The organism is Streptomyces sp. NPDC056948, assembly GCF_042674225.1.
Lineage (GTDB): Bacteria > Actinomycetota > Actinomycetes > Streptomycetales > Streptomycetaceae > Streptomyces > Streptomyces purpurascens.
This window is the reverse complement of the sequence record NZ_JBHUQX010000051.1, coordinates 1-23405: the sequence shown is the minus strand read 5'-3', so window position 1 is coordinate 23405 and position 23405 is coordinate 1. Positions and strand designations below refer to the sequence as shown.

The following is a 23405-nucleotide window of genomic DNA, read 5'->3' as shown; positions in this document are numbered from 1 at the left end:
AACTCCATCAGCGGCCCCAGCCGCCCTTGCTCACGAGGCGCTGGCCTCGGTCGCCGTATGCCGGCCATCTGCACCGGACGCGAATGGATCCTCGAAGCTGATCAGACCCGCGATCTGTTGGAGAACCGCTCGGTAGGACTCGCGGTGGCCTACGGCCGTCGTGCTGAGCGTGAACACTGCCAGGAGCCTGCCGTCGGGATGCGGAATATGGGCGTGGGCCTGTAGCAATGGCTGCTGCGGCAGTCCGGACTCGAGTGTGGGTCTGCGTAAGGTCTCGCTGAACGTGGCCGGCCCACTGGGAAGTTCCACGTACTCGATCCGCGTGTGACCTTCGGCCGTGGCGACAGCTCTGGCAGCAGTGACTGTTCTCGGGGCCCAGGCGGTCTCCACCCAGGTGATGGTGAACAAGGAGAGGATTGGACCCCCGTCTCCGTCCCCCGTGTCATCGGGCGCCGAGGCAAGAAGGGGGCCCAAGGCTTGTTGGAGGTCGTCCGCCACGGCAGAGGATGGCGATGCGAGCAGGGATTCGAGTGACAGAGGTGTGAACCCGGCAGGAGTGGCATACCAAACGCCCTGCCCTGGTGCGGTGGCACTCGGGTGGAGAACGTCTCCGCGCTCCGTTGCGCCCTCACGAGGAAGTGACTCTATTCATTCGGTTGCAGGTCTGGCGGGGCGATCACCCTCACGAGTGGTCGCCCCGCCAGTACGATCTAACGCTCGGCTCAGCGGTTGACGGCCTGGATCTCCTGCACGACGACGTCCTGCGTCGCACCGAACGTCCCGTCGGGAAGGTTGCCGCCTGCGCCGCCGCTGCCGGTCCAGTCGATCTTCCAGGTGACGGTGGCCTGGAGCGGGTACGTGCCGTTGCCCGAGGAGCGCAGGTACCTCACTCCGCAGGGTGGTGTCTGGTCGGCCTTGCCCTTGGCGTAGGGCTCGCCGATGCGGCCGTTGTTGATGTCGCAGACGCCGGAGGCCGGGTAGGTCACAGCGTCCTTGGTGCCCGGTTCGATCCTGAGCGACTGCGGTACAGCGGTCGCGGTCGCCGTGATGCCGATGACCGGTACGGACGCGGTGACGGAGACCGGCTTGAAGTCGGCGGCGTCCAGCCAGGACCAGGTCGGCAGGTTGACCTTGGTCGCGGCGGCGGGTGCCAGGGTGACCTTGGTGCTGGGGACGCGGATCTCCGCGTAGGCGAGGTCGGCGAGGATCTTGGGGGTGACGGCGTTCTCGACGTTTGCGGGCGGGGGGTCGCCCTGGTCCACCCAGAAGGCGGGCTTCTTGCAGGAGTCCCATCCCGGGGGGAAGTCCTCGTCGACGTACGAGTCCCAGAAGTAGCCCTTGCCGGTCTTGTCCTTGTTGAAGTCCTTGTAGGGGTGGCCGTTGACGTAGTGGTCGCGCTGTTCGGCGTCCCACTCATAGCCCGTCGAACCGGCCTCCCAGACCGGCTCCAGGGTCTTCTGCAGCTGCTCCGGGGTGTACTTGGGGGCGTACCAGCAGGGCGGCGGCGTCCAGGAGGTGGACGACGTCAGGGCGCCGGTGGAGTTGCCGGTGCCGTTCTTGGAGCGGTCGAAGACGACGCCGCCTACGGTTACGGAGACGGTGCCGTCTTTGCCGGCGGTGGCCTCCTGGTTGGCGCCCTGTGTGTCGCCACCCAGGGTGTCGTCAGCGCGCGCCATGCCGGGAAGTGCGAAGAGGGACCAGCACGTGCCGACTATGACCACCGTGGAGAGAGTCTTCAACGGACGCGTCATGGCCGGCACTTGGGACTCCCGCTCTGCGAAACCATCTTCTGGACCGCCCATACGCCCTTGTCGTTCTTCTTGAGCGACGTGTGGTAGATGACGTAGCTCTTGGCGGTTACCTCAGTCTTCTTGACCTTGTCTGTCTTGAGGTACTTCACATAAGCCTTGCCCTGGTCCTCGCAGTAGCTGAGGGAGGCCGTACCGTCCTTGTCGACTGCCACTTCGGGGGCGTAGAAGCGGTAGACGCCGGTGATGGACGCCTTGTGGTCGACGTAGTTCTGGATGAATTTCTGCGTGGAGGCAGCCGCCTCGCCCTCGTAGTAATGGAGGTACGGCTTGTCGAGCGCGTCCTGATTGACGATCGCCAAGTCCACAGCCTTGATGGACTGCTCGCCGTCCGCCAGGATCGCGTCCTTGTCCTTGTCCCCTGTCTTGGGCCAGTCGAAGGTGTAGGACAGGTCGGACGGCAGGTCGATCTTCGGTCGTTCGGCGGAGGACGCGTCGGAGGCCGTCGGGGAAGCCGACGTCTCGCTTCCCGCGTCGGCTCCCGCGATCTTGTCGTTGTCCTTGCTCTTGGAGCTGTCATCGCTCCCGCACGCGGACAGCGTCAGGGCCGCAGCGGCGGTCAGCGTGAGCGCTGCGAGGAAAGTGGGGCGGCGGTTCACGGTCGGCTCCCGGTAAGAGGCGAGGCTTCTCTTGAGCGAACCAAAGCTATACAGCGGGGTGGGGCCGCACCAGGGTGAAGGTTGTCAACTGGCGGGGTGTATGGGGAGGAATCGGCGATTCGCCGACCGGTATGAGCCGTAACGGTTGCATAACGCGTTGATTTGTCGGCCCATTGGGGTGCTGTGCGGGACGTTTCAGTCATGAACCAGCAAAGGGCTTGGGCCCGTGGGCCTATGTGGGGCCTACTCCCCTATCGATACGTTCGGGTTCGGACAGTCGGTGGCAGGTGATCAGGCCACAGGTGGCACGGTCGGAGGTGGGCCTTATGGGGCGGCGCTGGCGGGACGGGCATGGGGAGTTGGTCGTGCGCGGGGATGGTGGGGGGCCGTCTGTCCGTGTGCCGTTGGAGATCGCCACCTCGTACCGGGCCCGCACGAAAGGGCTGTTGGGGCGGGACTTCATCGACGGGGCGATTCTGCTCTCCCCCGCCAACAGCGTGCACACCTTTCGTATGCGCATGCCGATCGATGTCGCCTATCTCGATCGACACCTTCGCGTCATCGCCGTGCGCACCATGCGGCCGGGGCGGTTGGGGATGCCTCGGCTGCGGGCGCGGCATGTGGTGGAGGCGGGGGCGGGAGTGATGAGTGAGTGGGGGGTGCGGGAGGGTGCCAGGGTGGAGGTCGTCGTGAGTGGGGGTTAGGCGTTCTGTCCTTTTGAAGCGGTGTAGCGGCGTGGAGCTGCTTACCAGGGGACGTGGCGAGGGACGCGGTTTCGCCACCAGGGTGTCGCTTCCCCATGGTCGTCTGGTGTGGGCCGGGTGTCAGTGTGCTCGCTGAATGTCCGGTCGAGTTGGGTGACCGCGTTCCGCAGTGCGTCCGCGTGTGTCTTGCCCAGCTCCGGGATGAGTCGTTCCAGGGCGTCTCTGGCTTCCAGGTCGCGGTGGAAGAGGTCCGCTCGGTAGTGGCCCGAAGGGGCCCAGTCGGACCGGAGTCGGCGGGTCAGTCTTTCCCACACGCGGAGGTGGTGGTGCACCTGGCCTTCGACGGTCGGTGCCGTGCCTGGAAGGAGTGTGGCGAGAAGGGCGTCGGAGACGGGTGTGGGGATCGGCTCTCTGTCGAGGATCTCCGGGAGGATCTCGATGGTTGCCCGGGGCAGTTCGGGGACCTCCTCCTCGACCGCGTCGATCACGTGCACGGGTGGTTCGTCGTCCGAGGACAGCAGACGGGCCCGGACGGACTGGCCCGAAGAGGTCGCCAGCCAGTAGGCCGACGGCGGAAGGTCCTCCTCGGCTGGGTACAGGACGGGAACACCCAGCACCGTCGCCAGGCGTCGTGCGAGTTCGGGCTCGGGCGGTGCCTCGTTGACCAAGGCGTCCTCTACATAGATGTCCAGGGCCAACGACAGGTCGCCACGCAGTCTGATGTAGCCGCACAGGACAGGTGCGGCCCAGTCGCGTTGGCTCTGGTCGCCGTCCCGGTCGGCCACGTCCACGTCCGCGCCTTCTGTTCTCACGGCCCTCGCCAGGGCCTCGGCGAGTGACGTGGGCGAAACCGGCGGCCCGACCAGAAGCAGGTCATAGATCATCGGTAGGTCCCGTCATACACGTTCTTGGCCTTGGCCACGGCCTGAGGGTTGTTGGCGAAGCGCGGATTCTTCGTCAAGGCGGGGGCGTTCACGTCGCCGTTCGCCCTGGCGATCTCCTTGAGAGCGGCGTACTCGTTGCGGTCCATTTCTACGATCCCTGGCCCCGAGTCCGGGTAGACACGCCCGGAGTCCTCCACCCCATAGCTACGGCCGTTGATCTCGTAACGGCTCGTTGCCGTGTTGAAATGGGCCCTGTTCTCGGCGATCGCCTTGATGTCTGCCTCGACGTCGGTCTCGTGCCCCTTCAGTATGACGCTGTTCTTCGCCTTGATCTGGCCGTGCTTGGCACCGGAAACAGTGTGCCGAGGGTGTGGGAACTTCAGGGTCTTGCCCGAGGCAGGCCCGTCGACGTTCTCGTCGGCGACCCACTCCCGCGCTTTCGCCTGCGCACCGTCGGCGGCCTTGTCCGCCTCGTTCGCCTGTTTGCGGGCCTCCTGTGCCTGTTCCTTGGCCTCCTCGTCGCAGCCGTCCTCGGCGAGGATGACGTACGGGGAGTCGGCTCGGGCCGCGGCCAGGAGCGTGGTGCCCGTGCCGGGCGCACCGCCGTACGGGGTTCTGCGGGGCGGGGCGGCAATGGTGCAGCCGGATTCGCGGGCCTTCTTCTCGGCCTCGTCCGCCGCTTCGTCGGCTTCCTTCGCCGCCTTGCGTGCCGCCGCCGCGTCGCCGGCCTTGGCCGCCTTTCTCGCGTCGTCCGCCGCGTCGACGGCCTTGTCGGTGAGTTTGCCCAGGTCGCCGAGTTTCCCGAGTTTGCCCAGCTTGCCGAGTTTCCCGAAGAGCTTGGCCTCGCCGTAGCCGGGGATGAAGAGGGAGCCGACGTTCCATACGACCGTGGTGACGGCGCGGGTCTTGTTGCCCTTGTTCCACTGGTCGCGGACCTCCTCCCCGATGAACGAGTCGTCGAGGATCTTTACGCCCGAGTTCAGGGTCGCGCCGCCCCAGTCGGTGAGGGCGTCGAAGTAGTCGCCCTTCGCCCATTTGTCGCCGGCGTCCTTGGCGTCCTGCGACCACTGGTCGGCGATGACGCCGCCGTAGTCCTTGAGGCCGTCCAGGGTGTCGAGCGGGTTGGTGACGGTGTCCCAGATGCCCTTGAGTTCGCCGCCGATGCCGTCCACGAAGAGGCCTTCGCCGACTTGCTTGAGCTGGTCGCCCGTGCAGCCGAAGAAGGCGCCGAATCCGGAGAAGCAGCCGTCGTCGTTGTTGTCGTTCTCGTTGTTCTTGTCGTTCTCGTTGTTCTTGTCGTTCTCGTCTTTCTTGTCATCCTCGTTGTTCTCGTTGTTCTCGTTGTTCTCGTTGTTCTCGTCGGGCTCTGTGCCGTCGTCGGCTTCCGGCCTCGTGTCCTTTTGGTTCGGCGTGCCGCGTTCGGCCGTGATGCCGGTGTCTTCGCCGGAGGGTTGCGACGCGCAGGCCGTTCCCGTGACCTTGCAGATGGCCGATTGGAGGCCGCCGTAGATCTGGGTGCCCAGGCCGCTGACGACCAGCGCTGTGATGATCGCGGCGACGACCGCGATGAGGCCGGCGTATTCCACTGCCGTCTGGCCCTCGTCGCGGCGCCAGCGGATCATGCGGGGCAGGGAGAACGGGCGGCGTTCGGCGCGGTCGCGGATGGGGAGGCGGTACCAGTCGGCGCTGTCCTTGCGGGTGAGGAAGTAGAGGGTCAGGGAGGGGAGGAAGAGCTGGGTGTAGCCGCGGGGTGAGCCGTCGGTGATGTTGGCTGTCGCGCCGAGGATCAGCCATGCCTGTACGGCTATCAGGGCGGCCCGGGTTCTGGTTCCGCCCTGCCAGGTGCGGCGGGCGAGCCACCAGCCGAGGGTGCCGGGGGCTGCCGCGTAGGCGGTCAGGGCCAGGACGCCGCCGTCCACGGCGTCGTACGAGGCCGCGGTGAGCAAAACGCCCAGGCCGCCGAGAATCGTGACCGCGAAGAGGGTGTGGACGAGAAGCAGGGCCGTCGCGAGCGGGACGGGCATGGTTCGACGGCCGCCGTCACCAGAGGGCCAGGTGGACTCGGCTCTTGTCCCGCCCCCGACCCCGCCCCCGGAGTTCGGCGCTCCCCCGATCGACGCCATGCCCCACCCCCTCGGTCTACGACATGGCCCGAGGGTAGGAAGGGGCGAGTGGGGTCGGATGGGTCCGTGGCCCCAAAGCAGGGCCCAAACCTTCGGGCCTATCGTCCAGGGACGCTGCCGCCGCGTAGGTATGCGCAGGCGCCCTGGTGTGGCAGTACCGCCCACATCACCTGGGAAGAGCCCTACTGCGCCGAAGGCAACAACTGCTTCCGCATAGGCACCGACGCCGAGGGCAACGCCTACATCGCGGTCGCCGGGCAGGAGGAGCTGCACCTGACCGACAGCAGGGAAGCCCTCCGGGCACTGATTCTCGGGATCAAGGCAGGGAAGGCCGATCACCTGCTGTAGGAAGCGGGGTCAACCGTCGGATCGGGCCACGACAGCCCAGGTGCGGTGCGGTAGGTGGAGGATGTCGCCGGGGAAGCGCTCGTCGATGACGCGGGTCAGCTCGTCGCTGAAGCGGGCGACTTCGTCGTCTGGCAGGCTCGCGCCGACGCCGGCGCTGGCCCGGATGCGGCCGGTCCACGCCTGCGGGGTGTAGGGCACGTCGAGGTCGAACGAGAAGGTCTCGAGCCCGGTGAAGCCGGCAGTGGCCAGATCGGTGAGCCAGCGCGGATACAGACCGGTGCCGCCTCCCATGGTCCAGACCGGGTTGTACGCGGTGATGAGCTGCTCGGTGGCTGCGACGAGGTTGCCCGGCAGCGGCAGCCAGTCGAAGTGGGCGATGACGACGTGACCCCCGGGTCGCAGCAGGCGGCGGATCTCGGCCGTGGCCTTCGGCGCGTCGAACCAGTGCCAGCACTGCCCGGCGCAGACCACGTCGAAGGAACCGTCCGGCAGACCGGTGTCCTCAGCGGTGCCCACCTGGTGGTCGATCTCTACCCCGGCGGCCCGGTCGAGTTCGCGGGCCTGGACGAGCAGCTCTCGCGCCGGATCGATTCCGGTCACCTTCGCCCCTGCCAGGGCGAGCAGCCGGGCCAGACTGCCGGTTCCGGTGCCCACGTCGAGGATGTCCTGCCCGGGCAGGCCCGCGCCGTGGGCGGCGAGTCGGGTGACCAGCTCGGGTGGGAACCCGGCGCGGTGGCGGCCGTAGTCGTCGGCGGTGAGGCCGAAGTCGGGGGCGAGGGGTTTCGTCACGGAGGTCTCCCTGGTGCTGCCGAAGGTACGGAGTGGCTGACCGATGGTGTCAACTGCTCAGCTCTCCGAGCGGGGGAAGGAGACCTCGACCCGGCGGTTCTTCTTGCGGCCGGATTCCGCGGAGTTGTCCGCGATCGGGTACTGCTCGCCGTAGCCGCGTACCTCGTAGGTGACGTTGGAGTCGGTCAGTTCCTGGTCCAGGACGTTCTGTACGGCGTCAGCGCGTTGCCTGGACAGGACGTCGCCGTGGGCGGAGGAACCGAGGTTGTCCGTGAAGCCGAAGACGCGGATCTTCGTCGCGTTCTGCGTCTTGATCTCCTCGGCGATCGCGGAGATACGGGACTTCGCCTCCCCGCTGAGCTTCGCGCTGTCCTTGCCGAAGAGGACCTCGGCCTGGAGGGCGAACTTGACGTCGGCGTTGGTGTCTTCTCGGCGTTCGTCGCCGCTTTGGTCTTCTACGACCTGTTTGATGTCGAGGACCTTGGCGGAGGCCAGGGTGGCGCCCTCGGGGAGTTTGAGATCGGGGTCGTTGGGGTCGACCTCGACGGGGGCGGAGGGGGAGGCCTCGGTGCCAGGGGGGACGCCGGGGGTTTCGTCGGCGTGGGCCGATACGGCGCCGTAGATGTTCGTGGCGACCATGAGAGTGGCGGCGGTGAGGACCAGGGCGAGGCGTGGAGTCGCCGTTCGGCTGCGCGTAGGAGTCATGACCGGCCTCACCCGGAGATCTTGATGGTGCTGCTGGAGAATGTCGGTACCTGCAAATCGACCTCGGTCGTGCTCGTCGGCGGTGCGGGGAACTGCATGAAGACCGGCAAGGTCTGCCCCGCCTCAAGGTTGCCGAGGCCGGTTGTCGTCAGTGGGCGCCCTTCGGTGTCGCGCAGCGTGTAATAGCGCTTCTTCCCCTTGGCATCCACGATGGTGGCGCCGCCGAGCGAGGGACCGTGCTTGATGACCTCTGTCTCGTCACCGCTCGTCTGAGGGGGAACCACTACGGACTTGTCTCCGTCGTTTTTCACGGTTCCGTTGAGCGTGAGGAAGCCGCCCGAGTCCCTCGCGGCGGACGTGATCTGAAGGAGCAGTCCGTTCGTGCCCTTCAGTTCCGCCAGCGGTGTCTCCGACTGCCCCTCTTGAGCACTCGGCTTGGATCCACTGTCCTTGGAGGCGGACGCCGACGGGCTCGACTTGTCATCGTTGTCACCACCGCCGCCACAGCCGGCCACGCCGAGGGCCAGTCCGGCCGCAGCGGTCAGCGCGACCATCCCCCTGCGGGCCTTCGCAGTGAACCGAATGCTCATCTGTCTGCTTCCTTCGTCACTCGTCGTTCGCTTGTGGTTCGGCCAGGTGGACGTCGAAGAGGTCCTCGGGTTTCGGCAGAACATCGAGATCGTCCGGGTCCAGCTCCCAGGTCTCCCCGTCCTCGCACGAGAGCTGCGGCAGTACGTCCGGACCGGCGCCCCCGGCCGGGGGGTCGAAGTCGCAGCGGGGCTCGATCACGGCGTCGGCGGAAGCGTGCGCCTTTCTCTCCGCCTCGCCGGGAACGATCGAATCTCCCATGGGCTTGTTGGTCTGCACCTCGACCGAAAAGCGCAGAGGCTCCTGCGGATTCCCGCAGTTGAGCACTGTGGCGTCGTTCTGCGCGGCGAGCTGATGCGCCCGCCAGCACGACGGGCTGAGTCCCTCGGCGTTGCCGTCGAAGATGACTTGCCACTTGTTCGGGTCGAGTACGTCCTTCACCCACGCGCCCGCGAGTTGGTCCCGCCTGTCCTGAGCCGCCGCGAGAGCCGCCGCGTCGGCGGCCGTCTGGGCACCGTTCCTGTTCGCCGCGGCCTGGCCGACCGCGAAGTAGGCGAACGCGAGAAAGAGCAGGCCCCCCACCACCGTGATGTAGATGGGGAAGGCCTGCCCTGCGTCGCCGTACCGGCGAGGTCGCATCAAGGAGCGACCTTGGCGATTTGCGCCTGAATCTTCCCGAGAATCGTCTGGCCGAGGCTGGTACCCGTGATCGCCAGCACGATCGCCACCACCACCGCGATGATGCCCAGGTACTCGACCGCCGTCTGCCCCTTGTCGCCGGCGCGGCGCTGCATCGCCGCGGCCGTGGTGTTCTTCCAGCCGTTCACGCGGACCTTGGTCGCGACGGCGGTCTTCAGCATCAGGTCGCTCATGGTGTTCCCCTCCGGTTTCGGCTGTGTCGCTTTCGACAGGAGAAACGTACGGCGGGACATGCCGTCCGCCAGAGGGCCCCAGGGCCCAATTCCGGGCCCAATCGCGCGGGCCCGACCGGCTTTTCACCGAGACCGTCACCGAAGGTCACCCCAGTCCTCGGTGTGAGTCCGGTGCCGTGCCGATCCATTTCGCGGCGGCCTCGGAGCGGCTGGTGCTGTGGAGTTTGGCGAAGATGCGGTTGATGTGGTTCTTGACGGTCTTCTCGCTGATGAAGCAGGTGGCGGCGATCTGCTGGTTGTTCATGCCGGACGCGATGAGGTCCATGATCTCCGCCTCCCTCGTGCTCAGTTGGAACCGCGACCTGTCCGGAGCGGCCGGACGGCCACTCGTCGTCCATCCAGACGATGACTGTCCCACATGCGGTTGCACTTGCGAAAGGTTTTCCGGAGAAATGGGCGGGGGCGGAAGGGGTGGTGGGTTGAAGTTTGCAGGTGGAGTGGGTGGTTGAGATTGAGTATGCGGGTTTGCGGAGGGGGAAATTCCGTATGCAGTCGCATTTGATGACTGGCCCAGCCCCTCGGGGAGAGGTGGCGTCGGTGGCTGGTCCTGGCGGAGTTGGGCCAGCAGGGCGCCCGCCGCCGTGGGGGTGAAGTGGGCCCTGCCCTGCTTGATGTCCCGTACGGCCTCGACGAGCTGGTCGGCCGTGAACTCGCCGTGGACCAGGTAGCCGCCCGCTCCTCGGCGCAGGGCCTCCTGAACGATCTCCGACTCCCTGCTGTACGTCAGCATCACGACCGGGGCGATCCCCACCAGGTACGGGAGGGCCGAGATACCGTCCACGCCGGGCATACGGACGTCCAGGAGGACGACGTCCGGGCGGTGCTGGTGGGCGGCCTCGTAGGCCTGACGGCCGTCGGCCGCCTCCGCTACGACCGTGATGTCCGCGCGGCCGGAGAGCAGGGCGGTGAGGCCCGCGCGGACCACGGGGTTGTCGTCCGCCACGACGACCCGGAGGGTGCGGCTCGGCTGCTGTGCGGGCTGAGCGAGGTCCGCGAAGGGGTATTGCGGCGGCTGGGGCGCGGCGCCGGGGTGCGGGAGCGGTTGGTCCGGCATCAGGAGCCTCCTTTCGTGTCGTGGAGTCAGGCGGTGGGGGTGGTCAGGGCGGCCAGGGGGAGTTCCAGGCGGACTTCCGTGCCCTGGGGGTGGCCGCCTCGGCCGATGCGGATGCGGGCGCCCACGGAGGCCGCGCGTTCGACCATGCCGACCAGGCCGAAGTGGCCCGCCCGGCGGAGTTGTTCGAGCGTGGTGCCGGGCGGGAGGCCGCGTCCGTCGTCGTACACGCTGATCCGGAGCAGGTCGCCGTGGACGCCTGCGCGGACGTCGACGCGGCTGGGGTGTGCGTGGCGGTGGGCGTTCTCCATGGCTTCCGAGGCGATGGTGAGGAGCTGGCGGGCCACGGCGGGTGGGACGGGGGGTACGGAGTGCTCTCCGGTGGGGCGGTAGACCGCGGGGAGGCCGGTGCGGGTGCTGAAGTCGCGGGTGCGGGCGGCGAGTTCGACCAGGACGTCCGTGGCCTGGGCCGGGTCCGATTCGCGGCGCAGGTCCGCCAGGAGTTCGCGGGATTCGGCGGCTGCCCGGCGGGCTGAACGGGCGACGAGTGCCGCCTGTTGTCTGATCAGGGCCGGATTCATCCGGTCGGAGCCTGTGGAGCCTTCGAGGCCGTCGGCGGCCAGCGCCACGCCGTGCAGGGTCTTGGCGACCGAGTCGTGCATCTCGCGGGCCAGACGGGCGCGTTCGGCGCTGACCGCTTCCGTTACGGCGAGCCGGGCCTGGACGGTGGTGAGGGCCTGGGTGGCCGCGCCGAAGCGGAGCATGAGGTTGCGGAGGCTGGAGCCGACGGCGCCGGCGATGACGCAGAGGCCGGGCAGGAGGGTGGCCTCCGCGAGGCCGGGGGGTGGGTTCTCCTGTGCCGCGTGGATGAGGAGGAGCAGCAGAGCCTGGAGGCTGGCGAAGACGGCTGCGCCTCGCCAGCCGTAGACGAGGCCGGCCAGGAGGGGGGTGCAGACGCTGACATAGGCGAGGGTGCTGTCGGGGCCTGCGGAGATGAGGAGGAAGGCGCCGAAGAGGGTGTCCGCGGCGAGGAGGGTGGGGTGGCGGAGGAGGAGAGGGCCGAAGCGTTCCCAGTCCCTGAAGAGGGCGTAGGAGGTCATGAAGGTGACGACTACGGCTGCGCCGACGAGGCGGGTGGGGACGCCCTCGTTGGCGTTGACGAGGGCGGTGGGGGTGGCCAGGGCGATCATGGCCAGGCGGAAGCCGAAGACCTGTCGGGACAATGCCTGTAGGGCGTTGACCTGGATGTCGATCGCGGGGCTGGTGAGGGTGTCCGTGTCCCGGCCTTCGGCCGGGACGGGGTTCCCACCCGCACCACCCGTGCGGCTTTCGTGGTCGCGTGCGGGTGGCCCCTGTGGGGGCGAACCGCCATCGGCGGCTGACCGACCGTGCACACGCGGATCCGGCTCGCCGTTCGTCTGCCCTTCCGACCCGCCGTCCGCATACCCCGGAACCCCACCCCCCTCCACCGCCTCCCACCCCGGCGGCAGCGCCGGCGTCGCCGACGTCACCGGGATGTCCGGCGCGCCCGTGCGGACGTGGGACGGGAGGACCGTGCCCGCCGGTGGGGTGGTGATCTCGGGTGTCTTGGGGCGGCGGCGCAGCAGCCCGGTGCGTTCCCCTGTCATCGACATGCCGTCGCCCCCCTACTTGCCCGTCACCGAGCCGAAGTCCGTGCCCGAGCCGAGGATCAGGCCGGCGCCGAGCAGGAGCATCGTGGCCGGGACCATGAAGGTCGTGATCATCATCGTGGCCTTGGGAACGGCCCGGGCGGCCTTGCGCCGGGCGTTCTGCGCGTCCGTGCGCCGCATGTCCTTGGCGAGGGCCACCAGCGTGTCGACGATCGGCGCGCCCAGTTCCTCGCCCTGCTGCAGCGCCGTGACGAACATGGCGACCTGCTCGGAGTCGTTCCTGCGCCGCAGTTCCGCGAAGGCCTGGCGGCGGCTCATGCCGAGGTCCATCTGGCGGAGGGTGATGCGCAGTTCGTCCGCCCAGGGGCCCTCGTACTTGGACGCGACCCGGTCCAGGGCCTGGCGGAAGCCGAGGCCGGCGCCCACCACGACCGCCAGGACGTCGAGGAAGTCCGGCAGGGTCCGTTCGATGACGTCCTTGCGGATGCGGATCGCCGACCAGATGCCGACCTCCGTCCAGAACGCGCCGAAGGCGAGCAGGAGGAGGGCGACCAGGAGCTGGCCTCGCATCAGGAAGACCAGGAAGCCGACCCCGCCCAGGGCCCCGTAGACCGCCCGGCGGGCCGCGTAGCGGTCGATCGTCAGGCCGCCCGGGTTGCCCGCCAAGTCGATCTTGCGGCGGTACTTGGCCACCTGCTTGGGGCCCATCAGGCGCAGCACCGCGGGGGCGTAGCGCATGCCCATGCGGTCGATGAGCGAGTCGACGGCTCCGGTGCGGGTGGAGCCGACCTCCAGGGCGAGGGCGAGGTCGCCGGGCAGTTTGGCCTCGGCGCGGTACATGCGGATGCCGGCGAAGATGCCCCACACACTGAGGCCCATCAGCAGGGCGAGAAGCAGTCCCATGGTTTTGCCTCCGGGCTTCTCAGACGTCGATGCGGGACAGGCGGCGGATGAGGACGAAGCCGACGGCGTAGAGGGCGAAGGCGATGATGACCGCCCCCTGGCCGAAGGGGGAGCCGGTCATGCGGTCCAGGGCGCCGTCCTTCACCCCGTTCATCAGGAAGAGCGAGCCCACGCCCAGGACCGGCACGGCGTACGACGTCATGCTGACCTGGGAGAGCTGGGTGCGGACCTCGCGTCGGGTCTCCTTGCGTTCCTCGAGGGTCTCCGTCAGGTTCCGCAGGGCGCTCACGACCTGGCCGCCCGCCCGGTTGGACAGGACGAGGGTGGTGACGAGGACGACCAGTTCGCGGGACGGGAGCCGGTCCGCCATCTCGTCGAGTGCCTCGTCCAGCGACGCGCCCACCGCCAGTTGCGCGGAGACCTTGCCCAGTTCCTCGCCCGCCGGGGCCTCCATCTCCTCCGCCGCCATGCCGATCGCCGTGCGCAGAGCCAGTCCGGCCTGGGTCGCGTTGGCGAGGATCCGGGCCATCTCGGGGAGCTGGTTGATGAACTTCTCGATGCGTTTCTGGCGTTGCCAGTTCAGGAACTGCACGGCGACCCCGATGCCGAGCAGCCCCGCCAGCGGGCCGAAGAACGGGGCCAGGGCCGCCTGGCCGATCAGCCACAGGCCGGCGACCGTGGCGAGCATGTAGACGAAGAACTCGCCCGGGGTGATGTCCAGGCCCGTCGCCGCCAGGCGGAGTTCCAGCTTCTTGCCGAGCCCGGTGCGCCGCAGCCGGCGGTCCAGGTTCCGGAAGTGCCGGCGCCGGCCGCCGACCGGGATCTGGCCGGTGGCGGAGAGGCGGTCGACGAGCGCCTGGCGCTGCGCCTTGCCCGTGGCGTAGGAGTGCAGGCCGACGACCGCGAGGACGCACGTCAGCAGGGTGATGCCCGTGGTGAGCGTGATGAGCGTTTGCAGATCCATCGGTCGGTCCTACCTGGCTTCTCGGGTGGCTAGCTGGTCCGCTGACCGGGCGATGCCGAAGGCCTGCGGGAGGGGCTGGCTCGCCATGTACAGGCGGTCGGCGGTGCGGCGTGGGACGGGGAAGTACTCGAAGGCGCCGTGGATACGGCCGTCGGAGCTCATGGGCCGCGCGTTGAAGCGGGCGACCGTGACCAGCCGGTACGGGTCACTGCCGTGGCTGTCCATCAGGGCGATCTCGGTGATGCGGCGGACGCCGTCCGCGAACCGGGTGAGCTGCACGATGACGTCCACCGCGCTGTTGATCTGGTCGTGCAGCGCCACGAAGGGGATCTCCACGTCCGACATGGACGCCAGGGTCTGCAGCCGCATCAGCGCGTCCTCGGCGCTGTTGGCGTGGACGGTGGCCAGCGAGCCGTCGTGGCCCGTCGACATCGCCTGGAGCATGTCCAGCGACTCGCCGCCTCGGACCTCACCCACGACGATCCGGTCGGGGCGCATGCGCAGGGAGTTGCGGACCAGGTCGCGGATCGACACCTGGCCCTTGCCCTCGACGTTCGGCGGGCGCGACTCCAGACGGATCACATGGGCCTGCTGGAGCTGGAGTTCGGCCGAGTCCTCGATGGTGATGATGCGCTCGCCCCCGGGGATCAGCCCGGAGAGCGCGTTCAGCAGGGTCGTCTTTCCCGTGCCCGTCGCGCCCGAGACGATGACGTTGAACTTCGCCTGCACCAGGCCCGCCAGCAGATACAGCATGTGCTCGTCGAGCGAGCCGAGGCCGATCAGCTCCTGGAGCGTGAAGGAGCGCGGGAAGCGGCGGATCGTGAGCGTGGCGCCCGTCAGGGACAGGGGCGGGATGATGACGTTGACGCGCTCGCCGGACGGGAGGCGGGCGTCGACCATCGGGTTCGACTCGTCGACACGGCGGTTGACCGTCGAGACGATGCGCTCGATCGTCTGCATGAGCTGCTCGTTCGAGGCGAAACGCAGGGGCAGTTGCTCCACCCGGCCGCCACGCTCCACGAAGATCGCGTCCGGGCCGTTCACCATGATCTCCGTGATGGAGGCGTCCTCCAGGAGCGGCTCCAGGATGCCCAGGCCCAGCGCCTCGTCGACCACCCTGCGGATGAGCTGCGAGCGTTCCACGGTCGACAGGACCGGGCCCTCGCGGCTGATGATGTGCCCGAGCACCCGCTCCAGCCGCGCCCTGCGCTCGGCGGCGGCCAGCGAACTCATCTCCGCGAGGTCGATCTCCTCCAGGAGCTTGGCCCGGTAGGAGGCGACCATATGGCCGTCCTCGCCCCGGTTCCCGTTCTCCTCGGGGGAATTGATGCGTGCTCGCAGGCTCATGGGTGCGGTGCTCCGTTCAGTGGTCGAGCGGCATCGTGGCGGTCTTGACCGCCGGGTCGAACTCCCAGCCGGGCACGAGGGACGGGATCTGCACCGTGACCGTGACCGTGACCTCGTCGCCGCCGGGCGACGCGCCGCAGTCGGTCCCGTCCGCCAGCCAGCTGCTCACCGCCGCCCGGCAGTCCGCCAGGTACGGCCCCTCCAGCGACGCACTGCGCGCCCCCGTCCGGGCCGCCGTGCCGGCCTGCTGGGCCGTGTACGCGATCAGGCCGAGCTGCACGGCCGCCAGGCCGACGAGCAGCAGGATCGGCAGGAAGCCGATGTACTCGATCGCGACCTGGCCTCGGTCACGGCCCTTGCCGGAACGCGCCATCTCAGTCCGCCTCCTCGACCGCACCGGCGTGACCCCTGACCGGGAACGGGACGGAGAGCGTGCCCGGGAAGAGAATGGGGACCTCCAGCTTGACGTCGGCCGTCACATAGCCGGAGCCGCCGCAGGTCACCTCGGCGCCGGAGCGCCACGCGTCCGACAGGTGCTTGAGCCCGGCGGCCTGGCAGGCACCATCGCGCGCACCGAGCTCCGTCGCTGTCGCCGCCCGCACCGCCTCGTCCGCCGCGTTCCCCGCGAGGGTGTAGGTGTAGCCCACGAGGACGATCTGCCACAGCGCGATCAGCGTCACGATGATCGTCGGTGTCATGCCGAGGAACTCGATGGTGACCTGGCCCCGGTCCCGCTCTTGCTCTCGCTCTCGCTCTCCTAAGGGCATGTTCATCCCTCCCTCCTCCGCCGAAAGCTCGCCGACCCCCGGTCACCGCCCCGGAACCCCCGGCCCGCCTTCTGGGCGCCGTCGGGGACCTTGACCAGGCCCAGTTCTCCCGCGAGGCCCCACAGGGCCTGTTTCACCGCGCTCTTGTTCTCCAGTTCGTGGATGCGGCCCGCGTCCACGACGCTCTGCAGTTCCTTGAAGTTGGCGGGAACGACGGTGGCGGCGACCGCCGTGCCGGTGATCTTCTGGATCAGGGGCGGCTGGATCTCCGTAGCGCGGCTGTGCCGGTTGACGACGACGGTCGTCTCCTCGGCCTTGCGGATCTGCAGCCGGTCCCACATCCGTACCGCCCGTTTGGCGCCCCGTACGGAGACCACGTCCGGCGTGGTGATCAGCAGGGCCCGGTCCGCCATCTCCACGGCCGCCGCGCCCGCGCCGCCCAGTTGGGCGCCGCAGTCGATGACGACGATCTCGTAGCGGGAGCGCAGGGCGCTGACGATCTGGCGGGCGGCGCGGTCGGTGACGTCCTCGCCGCGTTCCCCTTCGGCCGGGGCGAGCAGCAGGGCCAGGCCGGTGTCGTGGCGGAAGACCGCGTCGGCCAGGACGCGCGGGGAGATGTCCGTGATGGCGGCCAGGTCGACGACGGAGCGGCGGAACTGGACGTCCAGGTAGGAGGCGATGTCGCCGGTCTGGAGGTCCATGTCGACCAGGGCCGTGCTGCGGCCGGAGGCCTGGGCGGCCAGGGCGAGCTGGATGGCGGTCAAGGTGGCTCCGGTACCGCCCTTGGCGCCGCTGACGGTGACGACGGTTCCTCCGACGCCGGTGAAGACGTCGCCGCCGGCGCCCAGGTGCCGCCGTACGCCGACGGACCACTGGGCGACCGCCTGGACGCGGCTGGCCAGTTCCTCGTAGCTCAGGGGCAGGGCGACGAGACCGCGGGCGCCGTAGTCCATGGCGGCCTGGAAGAGGCCGGGGCTCGCGTCCGAGGTGACGAGGATGACGCCCACGGCCGGGAAGCGCAGGGCCACTTCGCGGATCAGCTCCAGCGCGGGGACCGGGCCGATCCGCTCGTGCACGACCACGACCTCGGGCAGTTCGTCGACGGACTCGGCGGCGAGCCGCGCGAGGGTGTCGATGAGCTGGGTGGAGTCGCCCACCGGGGCCACCGGCTCGGCGTCCGGGAGCTGGCTGAGCAGCGTCGTGATGGACCGGACGGCGTCCGCTTCACCGACTGCCGGGAGGATCCTCGTGGGCATGCGGGCCTCTCACTTGTCCTTCGCGAGTTCGTACGTCCGGTCCTGCTCCGGGACCGTGGTGTCGCTGCCGGGCGCGACGAGGGCGAGCCGGACCCGCTGGGCGAACGACTCGGCGTAGGTGATGCGCTGGGCGTCGAGGGCGGACAGCGCGAAGGTGATCGGGACCGCGTCGGTGGGCTGCTGGGTGCGGTTGTTCTCGTCCGGCTTCAGCGCGGTCAGCTCGCCCACGTCGATGACCTTGGCGTTCGTCACGATGATCTTCGACTGGTCGGGGTCGCCCTCGCGCTTGCCCTCGAACGTGGCGTACACGTTGACCGAGGAGCCGGGCGTGATCTTGCCGGCCACGCCGGTCGCCGAGTCGATCATGATGGCGACCTCCTGCTGGCCCGGCTGGAGGGCGGGCTGGCGGACGATCATGTCGGACTGGAGCAGGGAGCCCGAACGCAGCGTCGTCACGGCGATCTTGCCCTGGATCTCCCGCAGATCGGTGACGGCGTTGCTGGACAGCCACCGTTCGGGCATCTTGATCTTCTCGAACTGGCCCGTGGTGAGCGTGGTGTAGGGCGGCACGTCCGATTTCAGCCGGTAGGCGGTGACCTCGGGGCCGACCTTGGACTTCACGTCGCCTATGACGGAGAGCACGCCGGTGAAGGCGCCCAGGGCGCAGACGACCGACAGGAGCAGGAGGATCACGCCGCGGCGCTGACGGGAATTCATGAACCGTGCAACCTCGTTGGGGATAGCGGTCGGTCGGGATCGGAGCGGTGCCGGCGAGCGGTGTCGGGGCTCACCCGACGGCCGTTCGGCTCTCGAGCTGTTTGAGGGGCGGGCTGTCGTAGACGGGTGGCGTGGCCGAACAGAACACGCAGCGGTCGCCGATGACGTCGATGCCGCACCAGTGGCAACTGCTGCGCCGTACGGAGGTGACGAGCTGGTAGAGGACGGAGAGGTCGGGCAGATAGCTGCAGAACTCGATCAGCTTGCCGGTGCCCCACCAGCCGGGCGACTCGGACGGCAGCGGGATCTCGCGCAGCCCCTGCACCTTCCAGGAGGGGGCGAGGGTGGCGGTGACCCAGTCGGACTGGAGCTGTCCCTTGGCGACCAGCATCCAGGTGCCGAACTCGGGGCCGGGGAGGGCGGCTTCGGGGGTGATTCTGACGAGCTGTGGCTCGGGGTGGGCGAGGACGCCGAACTGGCTGCCCGGGACCCAGGACTTGGCGTGCGACTTCAGGCCGACGGGGACGCGGTCGAGCCGGGTGACGGAGTTGAGCAGCGCCCCGGCGTGGATGTAGTGGACGAGCAGCCGGCCTGCCGACGCCAGCACGCCGGGGCTGATGTCGCAGGACGCGAGCTGCCTTAACTGGCGGGCCAGGACCGCCAGTCCGAGCGGGGGCAGGTCCGGGCGGAAGAGGGCGATGCGGTCGCTCTCCATGAGGGAGCGCAGGGTGTGCAGCCGGCGCTGTACGGCGGTGGGCGCGGCCTGGGAGCAGACCACGATCACGTGTCCGTGCTGCTCGACCAGGGTCTGCATCTCGGCGAGCGCCTGCTCCAGGGGGCGCCGGTCGATGTCCCGCAGCACGACGGCGGGCAGGGTGCGTTCGTCCTGTGGCGGCAGCGCCATGTCGGCGCTTGTCACGGCAATGGCAGTTGGCACGCGCAGCTCCCCGTTTCCCCATGCCCGTCGGCGCGCCGGTGTGACTCCGGCCCACTTCGGTGACTTCACTGCGTGACTACCTCAGCACTGTATCCACGGCTCTGTGACCGGAGAACAGCGTTTGTGTAGCTGGGGAGCAACTGTCGTTGCACAAGATGCGTCAAAACGGGGCAGGTTGAGCATCCTGCCGGTCGCGGGCGAGGGCTCGGAGGGTCCCACGCGGTGGGCCCAGAGGGCCCAGCGTTGACGGTGGGTCTCCGTTTGGGCCCTGAGGCCCACGCCCGATGCGAGGGCGCGTCCCTACGCTCGCCGTCCACGGATACGTGGTTCGGGCGAGGAGGGATGCCGTATGGCTGGCGGGGGCGGCATACGGGCGTACAAGGACAGACTGGTCTTCGACGACCGCGGCGCGACCGGTACCGAGTATCTCGGGATGGTCGTCGTCAGCGCGGCGATCGTGCTCGCGGTCTCGGCCACCGGCGTGGGACAGCTGATCTACGACAGGATCGCCGCGCAGGTCTGCAAGGTCGCCGGCGACGGAAACTGCGGGGCGGGCGGGACGGGGCCGGGCAAGCCGCTCACCGACGCCGACTTCGAGCCGGCGCTGTGCCAGGTCTCCTCCGTCACCGACAAGGCGGGCTCCAAGGCGAAGATCTTCTTCTGGGAGATCGGCAAGGAGTACGGCTTCCAGGAGCAGCATCTGAAGGCGAAGACGGACGTCAACGGCGACGGCAAGGTCGACGACAAGGACCAGCTCGTCTACCTCACCTTCACCGACGCCGCGTCCGTCGCCGCGAAGAAGGACTTCAAGCCGGGCATGAAGGTGGGCCGGTTCGGCGCCGACAAGGTGGAGCTGGGGCTCGGCATCAAGGTGACCAACGGCGACACCTGGGTCTTCCAGAGCCCGGAGGAGGCCCAGCGGTTCCGGGACGACGTGGAGAAGCTCCAGATGTACGAGATGCGGCGCACCATGCCCGGCGGCGCGGAGGCGAGCCTCGGCGACAGCATCGCCTACCTCTTCGGGACCGGGCCGCTGAAGGACGAGGAGGACACCCAGAACCGCATCAAGGAGAACCTCGGCGACAACCGGAAGATCACCTACGGCAAGGTGGGCCTGGAGGCCTCGGCGTCGGCAGGCCTGAAGATCTCGGCGGGCGACGAGAAGAAGCTGAGCGCCGCGCTCGGCGGCACCTTCAAGTACTCCCCCGAGGTGACCTGGACCGACAACGCCTACAAGAACACCAAGTCGTACACGTACTCCTCGTCCATCGAGTACGGCTCCAAGGTGGGCTACGAGGCGGGCCCGCTCAGCGGCGAGTACGCGGCGAACACGACGCAGACCGGCACCATCACGGTCACCTACGACAAGAAGACCAACAAGCTGGTGCGGATCGACATGACCCGGACCGTCGAGGAGGGCGGCCAGAAGGACGGGGCCAAGGCCGGCGGCGACAACGGCAAGAAGGACGGCGACAAGCGGGGCGGGAACGCCGGGGTGAAGGGAACCGACTCACAGACGGGCATCGAGATCGTCACCAACACCGTCACCTTCGACCCCGGCCCGGCAGGCGACCAGGACCGGGCGGTCGGTGAGCGCTGGCTGGACAGCAACAACGAGCAGGTCGCCACGCCCTTCCAGTACATGTTCGACGACCACGCGCCGACGGCCCGGCCGGGCGCCGACGACCCCTTCGGGCAGCTCATGTTCGACCAGGGCAAGTCGAGCCGGATGACGTACACGGGCGAGGTGAACGCGGCCGAGTACGGCTTCGAGTTGAATCTCGGGCTCAGTCTGGGCATGACGATCAGCACGGAGAAGAAGTCGGAGACGCTGACCGATGCCCAGTTCCTGGGGGCGCCCCGCGGTGACGGTCGCTCCTACCTTCCCTACAGCTACTGTGCGAACTGACGAGACGGGAGCCCGATCCGATGAAGACCCGCCGTGCCTGCCTGGCCGCCGCCGCCCTGCTGACCGCCGTGGCCCTCACCGGCTGCGGGAGCTCCGGTTCCGGCGGGGCCTCCGTGCCCGACGGCTGGGGGACGCTGAAGACGAAGGGCGTCGACGTGTCGTATCCGAAGGGGTACGAGGAGCAGAGCGCCGCCGAGCGGGGCAAGCACAACGCGGCCGCCGCGGTGCGCACCCAGGACGGAAAGAAGGTCTCGGTCGTCACCGTGCAGCTCGGCTTCACCGAGGCGAACTCCGCCGAGCAGGCCGCGATCGCCGCCGAGGCGGGCATCCAACTGGGCGCGGACGTCAAGGGCCAGAAGGATGTGGAGCTGGCGGGCACGGACGAGGCCAGGCGGATCGACTTCACCTTCAAGGCGACCGGCGAGGACGGCGGCCCGTCCAAGGGCACTCCGGTCCAGGGCGTGATCCTGGCCGGGCTCGACCCGGACGACACGACCTTCGCGATCCGGATCGACGCCCAGCAGGGAACCCTGCCGGACGCGGACCTGGACCGGATCATCGACTCGGTCGAGGTGCACTGACCGTGGAGGTGCCGGGCGCCGGATACGTCGTACTCACGCTGCTGGTCGCGCTGTTCGGCGCCCTGGCGTGGAAGTACGCACGCCGGCTGGTGACGGTGACGCGGGTGCTGCGCGCCGGGGTCCGGGCCGAGGGCGAGTGCGTCCGGGTGGAGACGGAGCCGTACAACCGTTCCGATGCCAGGCGGCACTTCTTCGCCTTCCGTACGGCCGACGGCACACGGGTCGAGTTCGAGGACCTGGCAGGCTGGTCGACGACGGAGGGCACTCCGGTCACCGTCACCTACGACCCCCGTGATCCGCGGGGCACGGCGACGGTGGCGGGCCGGGGCAGTTGGTCCCCGGTGCTCCAGTCGCTGGCCCTGGTCGCGGGCTGCGGCATGGCCGCGCTGGGCTTCGCGACCCTTCTGTACGTCGAGATCACGGGGAGCGGTTGATGACTCTCGTCCGCTGCTGGGCCGTCGGCATCGTCGTCCTCGTCTTCAGCGAGTACGTCCAGACGACGCTGGTGTACGGCAATCTCGTCGGCCCGCGGGGTGTCGGCTCGTTCGGCGCCGCGCTGGCGCTGGTGCACCTGCCGAACCTGGTGTGTGTCGTGCTCGCCACCTGGGCGGCGGCCCGGGTGCATCCGGAGCCGTGGCGGGAGATGCCGGCGCGGCATCTGGCGGCGGCGTGCGCGGTTCCGGCGGCGGCGCAGGTGCTGCTGCTGACGCTGCGGCCGGACGTGCTGGATCTCGCGGGCCCGGCGTTCTGGATGTCCGCGGGGGTGCTGCTGGCCGGGTGTGCGGTGGGACTGCTGCTCGACAGGTTGGTCTGGACCTCTTGACAGTGTCTCTGGTCTGGACCATTTTCTTGTCATGTCCAGACACAGACGATCCATGCGGCTGTGGTCGGGTGCCGTCACGGCTGCCCTGGCCCTCACTGTCACGACCGTCGGCCAGGCCTCCGCCGCCGACGTCAACAACGCCAGGAACGCCGGCTTCGAGTCGGGGCTGAGCGACTGGACCTGCTCCGCGGGCAGCGGTACGACCGTCTCCTCACCGGTGCACGCCGGCACGGCCGCGCTGAAGGGGACCCCGGCGGGGCAGGACAACGCCCGGTGCGCCCAGACGGTGCGGGTGAAGCCCGGCTCGACGTACACCCTGGGCGCCTGGGTCCGGGGCGGATACACCTACCTCGGCGTCACGGGCACGGGCACGACCGACGTGTCCACCTGGACCCCGGACTCCTCCTCCTGGAAGCAGTTGTCGACGACCTTCAGGACGGGCTCGTCGACGACCTCGGTGACGGTGTACACGCACGGCTGGTACGGGCAGGCCGCGTACTACGCGGACGACGTGTCGGTGTTCGGGCCCGACGGGGGCGGCGGCACCGACCCCGGCCCCACGGTCCCGGCCACGCCGGGCGGTCTGAACGTCTCCGCTACGTCGTCCTCGTCGGTGTCGCTGGCGTGGAACACGGTCTCCGGGGCGACGGGTTACACCGTCTACCGCGACGGAACGAAGGTGACGGCGGTCTCCGGCACCTCGGCGACGGTGACCGGCCTCGCGGCCTCGACGTCGTACTCCTTCCAGGTCGCGGCGACCAACGCGGCGGGCGAATCGCCGAAGTCGGCGGCGGTCACGGGCCGGACGAACGCGCCGACCGGCCCCGGCCCAGCCCTGCCCAAGCACGCGGTGACCGGCTACTGGCAGAACTTCAACAACGGCGCCACGGTCCAGAAACTCGCCGACGTCCAGTCGCAGTACGACATCATCGCCGTCGCCTTCGCGGACGCGACCTCGACGCCGGGCGCGGTGACCTTCAACCTCGACTCGGCCGGGCTCGGCGGCTACACCGTCGACCAGTTCAAGGCCGACATCAGG

At 69.0% G+C, this 23405-nt stretch carries 27 protein-coding genes; 7 read left to right on the top strand and 20 right to left on the bottom strand.

Annotated features, from left to right (window positions below):
- Positions 1 to 30: 30 nt before the first annotated feature.
- The 3 genes from ACFTZL_RS09420 to ACFTZL_RS09410 form a co-directional block, all read right to left on the bottom strand.
- Positions 31 to 408, bottom strand: a complete 378-nt coding sequence (locus tag ACFTZL_RS09420) for a hypothetical protein (protein ID WP_382579941.1) — start codon at positions 406 to 408, stop codon at positions 31 to 33.
- A 314-nt stretch (positions 409 to 722) separates the two neighbouring features.
- Complete coding sequence (locus ACFTZL_RS09415) at positions 723 to 1676, bottom strand: hypothetical protein (protein ID WP_382579940.1); 954 nt, start codon at positions 1674 to 1676, stop codon at positions 723 to 725.
- A gap of 71 nt (positions 1677 to 1747) precedes the next feature.
- Positions 1748 to 2407, bottom strand: a complete 660-nt coding sequence (locus ACFTZL_RS09410; RefSeq protein WP_382579939.1) for a hypothetical protein — start codon at positions 2405 to 2407, stop codon at positions 1748 to 1750.
- Positions 2408 to 2733: 326 nt separating this feature from the next.
- Here ACFTZL_RS09410 and ACFTZL_RS09405 point away from each other — a divergent pair, with 326 nt between their 5' ends.
- Positions 2734 to 3111: a DUF192 domain-containing protein gene (locus ACFTZL_RS09405; RefSeq protein ID WP_382579938.1), complete on the top strand. Its 378-nt coding sequence runs from the start codon at positions 2734 to 2736 to the stop codon at positions 3109 to 3111.
- 41 nt (positions 3112 to 3152) lie between these two features.
- Here ACFTZL_RS09405 and ACFTZL_RS09400 read toward each other — a convergent pair whose 3' ends face one another.
- Both ACFTZL_RS09400 and ACFTZL_RS09395 read right to left on the bottom strand, forming a co-directional pair.
- Positions 3153 to 3995: a hypothetical protein gene (locus ACFTZL_RS09400; protein WP_382579937.1), complete on the bottom strand. Its 843-nt coding sequence runs from the start codon at positions 3993 to 3995 to the stop codon at positions 3153 to 3155.
- Positions 3992 to 6019 (bottom strand): Flp family type IVb pilin, encoded by a 2028-nt coding sequence (locus ACFTZL_RS09395; RefSeq protein WP_382579936.1) that lies wholly within the window; start codon positions 6017 to 6019, stop codon positions 3992 to 3994. The genes ACFTZL_RS09400 and ACFTZL_RS09395 overlap by 4 nt, the downstream gene beginning before the upstream one ends.
- Before the next feature lie 264 nt (positions 6020 to 6283).
- On the opposite strand from ACFTZL_RS09395, the gene ACFTZL_RS09390 reads away from it, so the two are divergent.
- Positions 6284 to 6466, top strand: coding sequence for a hypothetical protein (locus ACFTZL_RS09390; protein ID WP_382579949.1), 183 nt, complete (start codon positions 6284 to 6286; stop codon positions 6464 to 6466).
- A gap of 9 nt (positions 6467 to 6475) precedes the next feature.
- On the opposite strand, the gene ACFTZL_RS09385 is transcribed toward ACFTZL_RS09390, so the two are convergent.
- The 15 genes from ACFTZL_RS09385 to ACFTZL_RS09315 form a co-directional block, all read right to left on the bottom strand.
- Positions 6476 to 7255, bottom strand: a complete 780-nt coding sequence (locus ACFTZL_RS09385) for a class I SAM-dependent methyltransferase (RefSeq protein WP_382579935.1) — start codon at positions 7253 to 7255, stop codon at positions 6476 to 6478.
- Positions 7256 to 7312: 57 nt separating this feature from the next.
- Complete coding sequence (locus ACFTZL_RS09380) at positions 7313 to 7960, bottom strand: OmpA family protein (protein ID WP_382579934.1); 648 nt, start codon at positions 7958 to 7960, stop codon at positions 7313 to 7315.
- An 8-nt stretch (positions 7961 to 7968) separates the two neighbouring features.
- Positions 7969 to 8550 carry a hypothetical protein gene (locus tag ACFTZL_RS09375; RefSeq protein WP_382579933.1) on the bottom strand — a complete coding sequence of 194 codons (582 nt, stop codon included), beginning with the start codon at positions 8548 to 8550 and terminating at the stop codon, positions 7969 to 7971.
- Between the two features lie 16 nt (positions 8551 to 8566).
- Positions 8567 to 9187, bottom strand: coding sequence for a pilus assembly protein TadG-related protein (locus tag ACFTZL_RS09370; RefSeq protein WP_382579932.1), 621 nt, complete (start codon positions 9185 to 9187; stop codon positions 8567 to 8569).
- Positions 9187 to 9420, bottom strand: coding sequence for a hypothetical protein (locus tag ACFTZL_RS09365; protein ID WP_189722975.1), 234 nt, complete (start codon positions 9418 to 9420; stop codon positions 9187 to 9189). The genes ACFTZL_RS09370 and ACFTZL_RS09365 overlap by 1 nt, the downstream gene beginning before the upstream one ends.
- A gap of 145 nt (positions 9421 to 9565) precedes the next feature.
- Positions 9566 to 10534, bottom strand: coding sequence for a response regulator (locus ACFTZL_RS09360; protein ID WP_382579931.1), 969 nt, complete (start codon positions 10532 to 10534; stop codon positions 9566 to 9568).
- A gap of 26 nt (positions 10535 to 10560) precedes the next feature.
- Positions 10561 to 12165, bottom strand: coding sequence for a histidine kinase (locus ACFTZL_RS09355; protein WP_382579930.1), 1605 nt, complete (start codon positions 12163 to 12165; stop codon positions 10561 to 10563).
- A 12-nt stretch (positions 12166 to 12177) separates the two neighbouring features.
- Complete coding sequence (locus ACFTZL_RS09350; RefSeq protein ID WP_382579929.1) at positions 12178 to 13065, bottom strand: DUF5936 domain-containing protein; 888 nt, start codon at positions 13063 to 13065, stop codon at positions 12178 to 12180.
- Between the two features lie 19 nt (positions 13066 to 13084).
- Entirely contained in the window at positions 13085 to 14029 is a 945-nt protein-coding gene (locus ACFTZL_RS09345; RefSeq protein WP_382579928.1) for a type II secretion system F family protein, read from the bottom strand.
- Between the two features lie 9 nt (positions 14030 to 14038).
- Positions 14039 to 15376 carry a CpaF family protein gene (locus ACFTZL_RS09340; protein WP_382579927.1) on the bottom strand — a complete coding sequence of 446 codons (1338 nt, stop codon included), beginning with the start codon at positions 15374 to 15376 and terminating at the stop codon, positions 14039 to 14041.
- 16 nt (positions 15377 to 15392) lie between these two features.
- Positions 15393 to 15749 carry a TadE/TadG family type IV pilus assembly protein gene (locus ACFTZL_RS09335; RefSeq protein ID WP_382579926.1) on the bottom strand — a complete coding sequence of 119 codons (357 nt, stop codon included), beginning with the start codon at positions 15747 to 15749 and terminating at the stop codon, positions 15393 to 15395.
- A gap of 1 nt (position 15750) precedes the next feature.
- On the bottom strand, positions 15751 to 16149 hold the full coding sequence (locus ACFTZL_RS09330; RefSeq protein ID WP_382579925.1) for a TadE/TadG family type IV pilus assembly protein: 399 nt from the start codon (positions 16147 to 16149) through the stop codon (positions 15751 to 15753).
- Positions 16146 to 17399, bottom strand: coding sequence for a CpaE family protein (locus ACFTZL_RS09325; protein WP_382579924.1), 1254 nt, complete (start codon positions 17397 to 17399; stop codon positions 16146 to 16148). Before ACFTZL_RS09325 ends, ACFTZL_RS09330 begins: the two co-directional genes overlap by 4 nt.
- A gap of 9 nt (positions 17400 to 17408) precedes the next feature.
- A complete protein-coding gene (cpaB, locus tag ACFTZL_RS09320) occupies positions 17409 to 18116 on the bottom strand; it encodes a Flp pilus assembly protein CpaB (RefSeq protein ID WP_382579923.1) in 708 nt (235 codons plus the stop codon).
- 70 nt (positions 18117 to 18186) lie between these two features.
- Complete coding sequence (locus tag ACFTZL_RS09315; protein ID WP_382579948.1) at positions 18187 to 19020, bottom strand: hypothetical protein; 834 nt, start codon at positions 19018 to 19020, stop codon at positions 18187 to 18189.
- Between the two features lie 382 nt (positions 19021 to 19402).
- Here ACFTZL_RS09315 and ACFTZL_RS09310 point away from each other — a divergent pair, with 382 nt between their 5' ends.
- The 5 genes from ACFTZL_RS09310 to ACFTZL_RS09290 form a co-directional block, all read left to right on the top strand.
- The gene (locus tag ACFTZL_RS09310; protein ID WP_382579922.1) at positions 19403 to 20962 is read left to right on the top strand and encodes a Flp family type IVb pilin; all 1560 of its coding nucleotides are present in this window, start codon (positions 19403 to 19405) and stop codon (positions 20960 to 20962) included.
- A gap of 20 nt (positions 20963 to 20982) precedes the next feature.
- Positions 20983 to 21543, top strand: coding sequence for a hypothetical protein (locus ACFTZL_RS09305; protein WP_382579921.1), 561 nt, complete (start codon positions 20983 to 20985; stop codon positions 21541 to 21543).
- 2 nt (positions 21544 to 21545) lie between these two features.
- Positions 21546 to 21977: a DUF3592 domain-containing protein gene (locus ACFTZL_RS09300; RefSeq protein ID WP_382579920.1), complete on the top strand. Its 432-nt coding sequence runs from the start codon at positions 21546 to 21548 to the stop codon at positions 21975 to 21977.
- Positions 21977 to 22366 (top strand): hypothetical protein, encoded by a 390-nt coding sequence (locus ACFTZL_RS09295; RefSeq protein ID WP_382579919.1) that lies wholly within the window; start codon positions 21977 to 21979, stop codon positions 22364 to 22366. Before ACFTZL_RS09300 ends, ACFTZL_RS09295 begins: the two co-directional genes overlap by 1 nt.
- Positions 22367 to 22397: 31 nt before the next feature.
- Positions 22398 to 23405 (top strand): carbohydrate binding domain-containing protein (locus tag ACFTZL_RS09290; protein ID WP_382579918.1); only part of this gene is annotated, 1008 nt, incomplete at its 3' end.